General features: G+C 57.1%; 12 protein-coding genes. 6 read left to right on the plus strand and 6 right to left on the minus strand.

All coding sequences use genetic code 11. From position 1 onward, the window contains the following. Positions 1–108: 108 nt before the first annotated feature. From ACTJKV_RS16885 to ACTJKV_RS16910, 6 genes are all read left to right on the plus strand, one after another. Complete coding sequence (locus ACTJKV_RS16885) at positions 109–396, plus strand: hypothetical protein (protein WP_062424116.1); 288 nt, start codon at positions 109–111, stop codon at positions 394–396. Between the two features lie 392 nt (positions 397–788). Next, complete coding sequence (locus tag ACTJKV_RS16890; protein WP_274101433.1) at positions 789–1,292, plus strand: RNase H family protein; 504 nt, start codon at positions 789–791, stop codon at positions 1,290–1,292. Positions 1,293–1,428: 136 nt separating this feature from the next. Continuing rightward, positions 1,429–2,295, plus strand: coding sequence for an SDR family oxidoreductase (locus ACTJKV_RS16895; protein WP_274101434.1), 867 nt, complete (start codon positions 1,429–1,431; stop codon positions 2,293–2,295). Between the two features lie 91 nt (positions 2,296–2,386). Further along, positions 2,387–2,599, plus strand: a complete 213-nt coding sequence (locus ACTJKV_RS16900) for a hypothetical protein (RefSeq protein WP_274101435.1) — start codon at positions 2,387–2,389, stop codon at positions 2,597–2,599. Positions 2,600–2,672: 73 nt separating this feature from the next. Next, complete coding sequence (locus tag ACTJKV_RS16905; protein WP_274101436.1) at positions 2,673–3,134, plus strand: hypothetical protein; 462 nt, start codon at positions 2,673–2,675, stop codon at positions 3,132–3,134. Between the two features lie 271 nt (positions 3,135–3,405). Further along, positions 3,406–4,545, plus strand: a complete 1,140-nt coding sequence (locus tag ACTJKV_RS16910; protein WP_274101438.1) for a ceramide glucosyltransferase — start codon at positions 3,406–3,408, stop codon at positions 4,543–4,545. Between the two features lie 190 nt (positions 4,546–4,735). Here the strand turns inward: ACTJKV_RS16910 and ACTJKV_RS16915 are convergent, their stop codons facing one another. From ACTJKV_RS16915 to ACTJKV_RS16940, 6 genes are all read right to left on the minus strand, one after another. Further along, positions 4,736–4,987, minus strand: coding sequence for a hypothetical protein (locus tag ACTJKV_RS16915; RefSeq protein WP_130978721.1), 252 nt, complete (start codon positions 4,985–4,987; stop codon positions 4,736–4,738). Between the two features lie 176 nt (positions 4,988–5,163). Continuing rightward, a complete protein-coding gene (locus ACTJKV_RS16920; protein WP_274101439.1) occupies positions 5,164–6,372 on the minus strand; it encodes a glycosyltransferase family 4 protein in 1,209 nt (402 codons plus the stop codon). A 167-nt stretch (positions 6,373–6,539) separates the two neighbouring features. Further along, positions 6,540–7,781, minus strand: a complete 1,242-nt coding sequence (locus ACTJKV_RS16925) for a glycosyltransferase family 4 protein (RefSeq protein WP_440599106.1) — start codon at positions 7,779–7,781, stop codon at positions 6,540–6,542. Positions 7,782–7,790: 9 nt separating this feature from the next. Next, positions 7,791–8,561, minus strand: coding sequence for a polysaccharide deacetylase family protein (locus tag ACTJKV_RS16930; protein WP_113180196.1), 771 nt, complete (start codon positions 8,559–8,561; stop codon positions 7,791–7,793). Then, positions 8,533–9,837, minus strand: a complete 1,305-nt coding sequence (locus ACTJKV_RS16935; protein WP_162692968.1) for an O-antigen ligase family protein — start codon at positions 9,835–9,837, stop codon at positions 8,533–8,535. Before ACTJKV_RS16935 ends, ACTJKV_RS16930 begins: the two co-directional genes overlap by 29 nt. A 44-nt stretch (positions 9,838–9,881) precedes the next feature. Then, a complete protein-coding gene (locus ACTJKV_RS16940) occupies positions 9,882–11,351 on the minus strand; it encodes a GumC family protein (protein ID WP_313591032.1) in 1,470 nt (489 codons plus the stop codon). Between the last annotated feature and the right edge of the window lie 100 nt (positions 11,352–11,451).

The raw sequence follows: 11,451 nt of genomic DNA on the forward strand, positions 1-11,451 counted from the left end.
ACAAAGCATGCTTTGCCTTTTCTGAATCGACGCATCGTGCTTTCCGAAAATCGATTCCGATTTTCCCCTCGATGCTGTAGAGACGCTCCTGCAAATCAGGAGTAAAACATGCAAAATATCAGAAGCTTGGTCGTGGCCATCATCGTCGGCATCGCTGTCGGAGCGGCTTTCATGATGTTGGACAAGTCGCGAGGCGCGGAATGGGCCGTCTCGCCTCAGCAGATCGAACAGGCGAAAGCGGAAGGCAAAGCCGGATACGAATCCTCTCCCGGCACCGTGACCGTTCTGCCGATCCGCAGTGAAACCGCGGATGCTCTTCCCTTCAAATGGACGATGTATGGCCTGGTGGCTGCTGTCGTGACCTTCGTCACCCTGCGCCGCAAACAAAAACGCTGAAAACGAAAAAGCCTGCCGCGGGAGGAGGTGCGGCAGGCTTTCGAAAAGAACCGAACAGCAACTGGGAGGAGGAGTGCTGCTGTTCTAACAAATGCCCTTTGGGAGGAGGATAAGGACATTTGCAACTCGAAGCTTTGCGGGAGGAGGTGCATCGCTTCGATGATTAGAAACTACCCCTAATTCTCGGCACAATAAATGACCTTTATCGCAGGTGAGATATGCATAGACGCATAGCTCCGCGTCTTGAAGTAGGGAGAGCCAGAAACGGTGCTGTGGAAATAGGCACGCGGGTGTGTTTTGTCTTCTAGAAGCTCATCTTCAGCGGTGAACCCTGTCTAACTCAACCGCGTCATCAACTCAGCTGCCGATCGATCGCCGAAAGAACCTCGCCCATGTTGGAATCCTCTACTCCCCACGACCTCCAGCTCTTCGTCGATGGTTCATATGACCCAATCAAGCGCATCGGCGGGTGGGGCGTGGTCGTGCTTCGGCACAATGTCGAAGTGGCGTCGCGGTCCGGCAGTATAGGCTGCACTGATAGCAGCGCGCCGGAACTCCTTGCCCTTCTTGAAGCCCTCCATTGGCTGGACGAGAATGCGCGTGGCGAAGCTGCGACCATCTGGTCCGATTCCACCTACACAGTGACGGGATGCAATAGGTGGCGCCACATCTGGAGAACAAATCATTGGCGGAAGCGCGCCCCGAACGGCAAGGGTCGCAGCCGAGACGTTCCCAATGTCGATCATTGGAAGGCGCTCGACACGTGCCTGACACGCTGCGATAGGATCGAGATTGCCTGGTGCAAGGGCCATGTCGGCCTGCCATGGAATGAACGAGCGGACGCCCTTGCGAGGCAGGCAATCCAGCACGCAACAGTTGCCACAGCAGTTTGCTAAGGTTGGTCTCCTACGCCGCGGAACGGGAACCTCAGACACCTACGAGGCACAAAATCCTTAAGCGCCCGCTAAAACTTACAGGGAACTGCAACTGCTGAACCGTGTTTGGGCTTCGTAACAATTGTGGAGCACAGACATGGATTCCGATATTCGCCGCCCTTCCCCGCCCTATCCTGAGCAGCAGCAGGCGCCACCAGGCACCACCGGTCAGATGGAGCCAAAGCCCGATCACGGCGAAAAGTCCTATAAGGGCAGCGGCCTTCTAAGCGATAAGGTCGCTCTGATCACCGGCGCGGATTCCGGTATCGGCAAGGCCGTCGCAATCGCGTTTGCACGTGAAGGCGCCGACCTCGTCATCTCCTATCTCGATGAGGAAGAGGACGCGCGCGATACTGTCAAATGGGTGGAAGACGCCGGCCGCAAGGTGGTCGCCGTTCCTGGCGACATCACCTCTGAAGAGCATTGCAAAACGCTGGTGCAGCGCACCGTCGAGGAATTCGGCAAGATCGATATCCTCGTCAACAACGCCGCATTCCAGCGCACCTATGCGGACATTGGCGACATTGAGTCAGCTGAGTGGGATCAGACATTCAAGACCAACATCTATGCGCCATTTTTCCTGTCAAAAGCTGCCGTGCCGCACATGCAATCTGGAAGCTCGATCATCAACACCGCCTCGATCCAGTCGAAACAGCCCTCGCCACACCTGCTTGCCTATGCCTCCACCAAAGGTGCGATCCTGAACTTCACCGCCGGACTCGCCGGGATGGTCGCCGAAAAAGGTATCCGCGTAAACGCGGTCGCGCCTGGCCCGATCTGGACACCGCTCATTCCGTCTACCATGGGCGTAGAGAAAACCAAAAAGTTCGGTGAGCAGACATTGATCGGTCGCGCTGGACAGCCAGCGGAGCTAGCTGGCGCCTATGTTCTGTTGGCGTCGGACCGCGGCAGCTACATGACCGCTGCCGTCATTCCCGTCACCGGCGGTGAAATCATGATCTGAGACCGACGGTCAAAGAGGAAATGTGGGCGGGGCCGTACGGAACCGCCTTGTCCATCTGCGGTTCGGTCAGGAGAATAGGGAGGAGATTCCCATGGCCGGCCCGCAACGCACATATGGCTTCAACGAGACCACTTTCGTCATCCGACCCCAGCCATCCGAAAGCCTGAACATCTTTAAGCTGGTTTCCTGTGGCAGATGCGCTGCCGGCCGAGAACGTCTCCACCCGCTTCGGCTCTCCACCATTATCGCGGTGGACCATGACCGCTCGCACCCGCAACGCAGCGTCATCTCGAGCCCGCCGTAATCCATCATCGAACGAACCGGAACCCTCCCGCGTCTGAGAAGTTGAGACGACGAACCCTTACGGAGACAAAACCATGTCCGACAAAAATTCTATGTCACCTGCCGTTGCCTCACTGCATGACGAGCAGGCAAGACAGCGCACCGGAAAAGAAGATCTTCAGACGGGGCTCGAAGACACGTTCCCTGCCTCCGACCCTGTTTCTCAAACGAGTCCGACGACAGCAACCGCGACAACCGAACCCGCGGAAGAACAGGAAACGGACGACACCCCAAAGGTGGACGAGGCTCTTGCCGCTGTCAGAGCGCGCCACGACGATCCGGAAACTGGTCGCGCGATGGAAGAGATCAGAGCACTGCGCTCTGAACTAGGGCGTATCACGGGATCTGCTCAGGAAATGATTTCCGGATCGGCGCGCGTCGCGAAGAGTGAAATCGATTCCGTTCAGAACACGGTGATCCGCCAAGTCCGAAAGCACCCTCTTCAGGCTTTAGGCTTGGCCGCATTGCTCGGCTACGTCTGGGGCATGACGCGCTAGATGGCGCAGGTTGTTTCGGACGCATAAGAGACGCGTTTCGCCCATTGAACCGACCTATCGCACCGGTCCGAAAATCGGTTCCGATTTTCGGACCGGTGCGATAGTCTCAAACGTCACAGCATTTGCGGATGGATGCGTGCAATATTGCTCATCCACAGTAGAATGAAAACTATGTGACAGGGGGAGCCATATGACATCCGTCTGTCATGAAAGCGTTATAGTTGCGATAGAAACCTAAACGCCGGGCAGATCCGGATGTGTGGAGTTGCACATGGACATCGCTCTCGCCGTTCTCGCCCTCGCGCTGATTTTTGTTCACCTGTTGAGCATAGCTCTTACCGCGATCCGTGTGAAACCGACGACGAAGCGCGGCTTAGAGCCACAAACCCAACCGCCCGTCTCCCTCGTCATTCCGCTTCGAGGTGTGGAGAATTTCACTACACTGACAATTCCTCGGGCCTTTCAGCTGGACTGGCCAAACTACGAGATCATCTTTTGTGTTGCGGATAGCGCAGATCCTGTCATCCCGCACGTCAAATCCAACATCGCCGCCTTCCCTCACATTCGGGCAAGCTTGCTGGTGGGTGATGATCGGATCAGCGCCAATCCCAAACTGAACAATTGCGTCAAGGGTTGGCGTGCGGCGACCAGCGAATGGGTGATCCTCGCCGATTCCAACGTGCTGATGCCCGATCATTACATTGCGACGCTGATGAGCGCATGGCGTAAGGATAGCGGCCTCGTCTGCTCGCCGCCGCTTGGTTCACGCCCGGCCGATCTTGGATCGGAGCTTGAATGCACCTTCCTCAACACATTTCAGTGCCGCTACCAATATGCCGCAGAAACGTTGGGCCAGGGCTTTGCGCAGGGCAAGACAATGCTGTGGAACAAGCCGCTTCTCGACTCCCTCGGCGGTATAGAGGCTCTTGGAGCGGAAATTGCGGAGGATGCTGCCGCGACGAAGCTCGTTCGTGCAAGTGGACGCAGCGTTCACCTTGCGCCAGCCCCTTTCGAGCAGCCGCTCGGCACGCGCAGCTTTGCCGAGGTCTGGTCGCGGCAGGCCCGCTGGGCTCGGTTGCGGCGCGTGACCTTCCCGCAATTCTTCGCGCCCGAAATCCTTGTTGGCGGAATTCCACCTCTGTTTCTGGCCCTCGCCGCAGCCCTGCTCGCCGGCGCAGACGGCAAGACGCTGGTAGCGGTTACGGTCGCCGTCCTCGGGCTCTACTACCTTCCAGAACTGGCACTCGCAAAACTCAAAGGCTGGCATGTCTCATGGACCAGCTTTCCAGCCATGATCATGCGCGATGCGCTGCTCCCGCTTATCTGGGCAAGAAGCTGGATGGGTTCCTCTGTTTCGTGGCGCGGCAACATGATGACCGTCGGAACCCAGGAAAGCACGCTCAGAGGCTAAAGCCCGGTCCGATCAAAGATATGCATCGGCTTTGCGATAAAGATATGCGGCAGAACAAAGACTTAAAGGGTAGGAAGCGAGTCTGGAAGATCGCGACACGCTTTAGGGGAGGCAGGCGATACGCGGCCATGAAACCAGAGAACTAAGCTTCTGGGTAGTGCTCACCCGCTTGGCACTGACTCCTGTTTCATCAGGCCTTCTGCTCTTCGTGTTCCGCGAGAAGCAGTGCAAGTTCGTCGCCGGCGATCAGAACATCGTGCCCTCCGCGGTGAACATGCAGTTCAACACGGCTCGGTCGAAACGCGGTGTTCCGAACAAACTCGATCGCACTCCAGAGGGAGTCGAACATCTCCCTGTGAGAAACTTCGAAACGCTGCCACAAAACAACAGTTGTATGGCTCTCTCCAAACCGGCTCATTGCCTCGCTCGCATCGAAAACCAACTCAGCGCTCCTCACCATTGCATTTGAAAAGCAACGTTTAAAGACGCTGATCGTTCAACGGGAATGCCTTATTATGACGCGCATATGTCATTTGGGGCTTGGCATCGCGCTGGCGTCGATCGGTTCCTGTTTCAGGCCAGCTCCGTAACGCTACGCAAATCCCCGTAGGTCTGATGTCAGTTACGCTTTAAAACGGAGAGGTAGAGTGAGGCTGTCTGCTCGCAGATGGTCGTCCAGTTATAGCGCGCCATGATCTTGCTGCCCATCTCGCCCACATCGACGGAGGCTTGTGCAGGCATCTTGCGATCCGAGAGCTTTTTCTGCATCGCCTGGGAAAGTGCCGGGACATCGCCCAAGGGGAAATAGGATTCGGCATCCAGTTCGAGCGCCAGATTCGCCTCGATGTTGCTTGCCAATATGGGAAGGCCGTAAGCCAGCGCCTCGAGAAGCGCTATAGGCATCCCCTCATGACTGGAAGGCAGAACGAATAGTCCGGCATTGGCAAACAGCCCACCAAGCCTTGCGCCCGATTGCGATCCTGTCAGCACGATGTTCGAATGTGATTTCGCCCGTGCTCTCAATTTTTCTGCGTAGTCGCTTCGGGCGTCCCCGCCGCCGACCAGAACCAGTTTGGTGTCCGGCATATCCGCATGCAGAAAGGCCTCGATCAAATCCATCTGGCGCTTCTCGACGACGAGGCGGGCCACCAGCAGGACATAGCGGCCTTTGATCAGCCCGAATTCATCGAGGACGGTATCATCTGCGGCTTCGATATCGATCTGCACGCCATTTGGAATGAAATGGACGTTGCGATTGAACTTTGCCTGCATGGCATCGGCAATATGTTTGGCGACGACGATGCGGCCGTGGGCGAAGCGCATGCCAGCCCATTCGCCAAGACGCAGAACCTTCTTCTCCAGCGTGTTCCACTTTTCGCGGTCGTAATCATAGCCGTGATGGGTGAAGACGACCTTCATTCCCATCAGGCGCGCCAAGGGTGCCACCAGCGAAGGACCGACCGCGTGAATGTGGACGATGTCAGGTTTCAGCCTTCGGGCTTTGAAGAGCGCGAGAAGCGTGTGGACGATGGCTTCCAGTCGCGTGTTGCTCGGCGCCCAAGTCGGATGAACGGTGACACCGCGCCAGACATAAGGCACTTCGCCGGCGACGTAATTTTGACGCGCATAGACGTGAACGTCGGCGCCTCTTTCGGCCAGCCCTGGAACAAGTTGCTCAACATGGGTTTCGATACCGCCCGGTACACCCGGCACACCGCGCAACCCGATCACACAAATGCGAACCGCATCAAGATCGGGAAAGTGGACCTCGTCGGCATTCCTGCGCGCCCGAAGTGCCGTCGTCTGTTTCGACGCCGTATAGTCCACTACTCGCTTCCTCCCGGGCATCCTACCCACTCCTACGGTACAGTCATGATACCAGCAACCGGCGGACAGCTTTCACGCTGCCTCGCCTACTCTGCACCGTAGCGCCATTTTATTGACGAAACCCTTCACATAACAGGTAAATTATAATTATCTAAAATACTAAAGACCTACCCGAGAGACGAAATCCCTAAACGTCGATAAAGGTCCAGCGTTCTTTTGAAAAAAGCGCCGCGAGAGAATTCTTGGTTAACCCAGGCGCGACCACGCTCGCCCATCTCCTTGCGCTCGCTTGCAGAGAATTGGTTCATCGCGTTGAGTGCTCCTGCGAGATCATCCGGATCGCCGGGTGCAGCGATAAGCCCTGTCTCTCCTGGTTTTATCAGTTCCGGAATACCCCCGATGTCCGTTCCGATCACCGGACGACCCAAGGCATAGGCCTCCAGAATACTGACCGGCGCATTTTCATACCACTCGGAGGGAAGAACGAGCGCCTTGGCACCGGCCACCGTTTCATGGAGCGCTTGGCCGCTGAGATAGCCGAGGAACTCGACATCGGCATTTTCTATCTGCGCCAGCGCCCGAAGCTCTGCTTCTTCCGGTCCCGTGCCCGCAACACGCAGACGTTGTCCCGACCGGGCAGCCGCCCGGATCAAGGTATCGACGCCTTTTTCCGGCGCGAGACGCCCCGCGAACAGAAAGTAATCGCCCTCCTCAACGGCAAAGCGTTGTTCGCTGATCGCATGGTCGACGAAGTTCGGGATATAGACCAGCTTGTCGTCCGGCCATCCCCATTCGATCAGCTTTTGCCTGTAGAACCGGCTTGGAACCACGAGCTTGTCGATATGATCGCGATAGAGCCGGAGCGCGCGATGCACGGCGGTCTCCACCATGACCAGGCCGCTCAGAGCAATCGATCCCTTCATGCAGCGGTGAAGCAGCACATTATAGATGCGACCGCCCTTGCATCTTTCGCAAACGCCATCCGGCGCCAGCATCTTGTAGGAGGGACAGGCGAGCTTCAGGTCATGCACCGTCATGACGGTGGGTATTCCCTTTTTCTTCAAGAGCGGGAAGATCGCCGGAGAAATGTGGTGATAAACATTGTGGGCGTGCGCCACATCAGGCCGCACTTGGTCGATCAACGCAGCCAGGCTCTGTCGCGCCTTGCGGGAATAGATGATCTCCAGCCCGTGACCGATCTTCGTCATCAGACCGCCTTGACGACCGAACTCGATTTCAGGAACGAAATAGGGCGACCACTGCGATGGCAGATTGTCTGGATGCTGCATGGAAAAGGGCACGGCGTTCCACCCGGAGCGGGCAAACATCTCCATCTGATCGAGAAAGATCGCGTCCGCGCCACCGCGGCGGTAATGGTAATTGTTGATTGCCAGAAGCGTCCCGCTCATTGCGTCATCTCAACTCTCCACATGTTGAAGAGCATCCCGAACCGGCAGAACGAGGCAACCGCTCGAAATAGCATAGCGCACCAATGTGGAGAATGTCGAAGGTGTGCATCCATAGGGTGTCGGCGTGTCGCTGACATCGTGGGTGAAGAACACCAGCCAGCCTGGCTCCCTTACCACGTCGTCGATCTGCCGAACCAAAGCGAGGGCGTCCTGTTCCGGCTGGCGGATCTCCATTCCCCAGAGAAAGCCGCGGTTGACCTTCCCCCGGTTGATGCGATCCCCACCTCCGCGCGCCGTCTGGTAACGGTCGGCAAAGAGTTGCCGATGCCGTAGCGACCCCTGATTATAGGGATAGGCAAAGTTTCGTTTCGTCACCGGCGGCTCAAAGCCATCGAGCAAGACGCCGTTACGGGTGAGATTTTCACGCAAGGCCGGGCCCGACAGCGTGTGGACGATCTCATGCCCGAACGTATGGCAGCCGAGCTCATGACCCGCTGCGGCAAGCTCGCGGCAGCCCTCCTCCGAGATGATGTTGCGGTCCGGCTCCACCCGATTGAGGAGCCCTCCGGCAATGTAAAACGTGCCACGGACCCCGTTCTCCTCGAGAATCTTCGCACCGGCGCTTAGCGCCGTGCAGGGCACATCGTCGAAAGTGAAGGACACGACGGGACGACGACAGGCGACGTTGAGCGTCGACGCCGGCAGAGCGCGCACAGCCCGTTCGGCCACACGTTCTCGCAGATAGTCAAGCTTACCGCTGACTTTGGATAAGAGCCCCATGGCTTTCCTCCCTGGTCATAACCGGTTCTTTGACGAGGCTCATCCTGGACTGCAGGACCAGGCCGAAAATGGAGATGAGGAAGATGAAAAACACCGGGCTGCCGTTCTGGAAGAAAATAGCCTCGAGACAGGCAGAGTAGAGCACGCAAAGCCATGTGCGCTGGAAAAGGCGCGTCAATGCCGGATCATTTGGTGGTGCTCGGTCTAATCGCGCAATCGCCCGCATTGGCACCAGAATAACCAGCGTCAGCGCTAGCAGCAACCCCGGAATACCTGTCGTCAGCAGCGTATCCACATAGGCGTTATGTCCGTTGAAAGCCCGCACCGCCCAAGTCTCCAGACCTGCCGGGCTTTGCATCAGGTCAGGCGTTTGCCAGAAGCCTTGAAAGCCATAGCCGAGGATTGGCGATTGGGCGATCGCATCGAAGGCGATCTTCCAGATGTCCGAGCGGTTGGTGAAGGTCGGGTCAATGCCGAAGGAGACGACCAGGCTTCGAAAATCAGACGATAGGGTGGCGCCAAGGATGAGTGTGTTGAAGGCAACGATACCGCCCACGGCGATAAACCACCGCGTCCAGCGAAATCTCTCGAACATCCATTGTAGAATAAGGATCATCGGCAACATCGCGGTCGACGATTTACCGCCGGTATGCATGAGAAAGAAGACGGCCAGAACAGCAATGGCGATACCGCTTTTCTTCCATCCCGCACTGCGGAAGTAGAGCCCGAAAAATGTGATCTGCAGCATCACCGCAGCCGTGAGGTTCTTGTGTGCGTAATGGCCCCTCCAGTAACCCGCATTCATCGGCTCGACGATTTCCGCCGCCTGATGGATGGAAAGCCGCGGCAGAAAAATTACCCCGAAGTAAGCCACGCTGAGAGTGATGGCCGTGCCATAGAGCATCAGTCGAGCGAACTGCGCTTCTGAGCGGGGAAGAAGCAGGAACATGCCTGCGTTGAAGAAGGTCAGAGTAGCCAGGATCGTCCGCTTGATTGCGTCGATGGGATAGTTCGAAAGCGCTGACGAGATGAAAAACCACCCTAGAAGGGCGATGATCAAAACTCTCGGCTGGGCGATCTGCGAGCGCATGGGATGGTTCACGGCCGCATAGATGGTCAGAGACGTGATCAGCAAGAACGTCATCTGATTGAGAAAATTTGACCCTGATACGATTTCCGTTCCGGCGGATTGCAGTTTCACAAGGTCGATAAATGGATTCGTGGTGATGAAGTAGAACAGGAAGACCGCCATGAAGGTCGCTACTCTAACCTTCATGTGCTGTCCGTTTGGCTGCGCTGGCGAGATTGTGGTTGCCTGCATCACACGAGCCGCTCGAACCGCCAGTCGTTGCGCCTGAGTTCAATCAGTGTCCGACCTGCGATGACAAAAAATACACCAAGCAAGAGCCCTGCAATCAAGCCGCCGATCGCAAGCAATGATGTCGGCGGGGGGAAGTTGCGCCTTTCAGGCGGCACCGGCTCGGTGACGATCCGGAGATTGGAAACGTTGAGCTGTTCCTGCTCTCCGGTTTCACCAGCGCGCTTCAGGAACGTGTCGTAGAGCGCTGCTTTAGCCTCGGCATTTCTCTGCAAATCCTGTAGCTCGACTTGCGCCGCATCGTCATTCGACACACGGCCTTGCGCTGTGTTGATCTGACTGCGAAGACTATCGACCGCACTTTGCGCCTGATCCATCTCGATCTTGACACTTTGCAAGACGCGGTCCGTCTCGCGGGCGATTTCGCTTCTAAGCGTCGCCAGCTGCGCCCTGGACGCAGCAAGCTTCGGATAGCGTTCTCCGTAGGTCAGTGCCAGCTCGTCATATTGCTGTTTGAGAACCGAATATTGCGAGCGCAGCGTATCGAGCAGCGGTGACGACAGCGAACTGGTCCCGGCAACACCGTTTGCTGACGTTTGGCTCAGCTTTTTGTAGCGCTCTCTGACGTCCTGGAGTCTGGAGTTGGCATCGTTCAACCGCGTGTTCAGCTGCGAAAGGCTTTGAATATTGACGGAGCCCACACTACCGAGATCCTGGAGATTGTTTTTCTGCCGGAATTCCACAACCGCATTGGCTGCTTCTGTCGCGGCACCCCTCAACTCTTCAAGGCGGGTTGCTAGCGCTGCGCTCGCATTCTTTGCAAGATCGCTGCGCCCTGCCTCAAGCTCTTGCCTGAAGGACTCGGCAAGTGTCGCCAGTATCTTGACCGACCGCTCGGGATCGCGTGTCCAGAGCGTGATGTTGACCAAGTAGGTCCCGCCTTGACGGCTAACCTTGATGCGCTTGTCGAGAATTCGCATCGAGGTCAAGGTTTGATCGCCCGGCGGCTTAGGGCTCGAGAGACCCAGCGCTTCCATCAGATTGAAGCCAGGTTCGAGCGAAGGGTTGAACTCCGGAAGCTGCTGCAACTGCTCGCGCTCGACCGTCCTCCGCAAAACGTTGCCGGAATTCAGCAGCAGAATCTTGCTCGACATGTCCAGGATTTGGGCTTCGCTCTGAAGGGCGGGCACCGTCAATTCATTTGGAAGGACTTGACCGGACGGCGGTGGCAGTAGGATATCCATCGAGGCCGTGTAGCGCGGCTTGACGAGAACGCCGAAGGCGACGCCGGCCGCAGCGCCGACAATGGCAAACAGCAAAATGACGAAGAGCCCGCGGCGCAACCAAAGAAAAATATTGCCGGGGGTGATGATAGGCCCCGAAGGTGTGACCGGTTTTGCATCGAGGGTTGGACGCGGCAAAGGCTCCGGCGTTGGGCGCTCGACGCGCTTCTGCTTTGGATACTCGTACATGCGCGACCGGACCTTTGTGTCAATCGAAACGAAACATTTTCAGCTTATAGCTCCCATAAACCACACAGACCGCTGAGAAATGGTTTACGCCCCTCCTCAT

The organism is Agrobacterium sp. 22117 (genome assembly GCF_052045735.1).
In the GTDB taxonomy this organism is placed as follows: Bacteria; Pseudomonadota; Alphaproteobacteria; order Rhizobiales; family Rhizobiaceae; genus Agrobacterium; species Agrobacterium cavarae.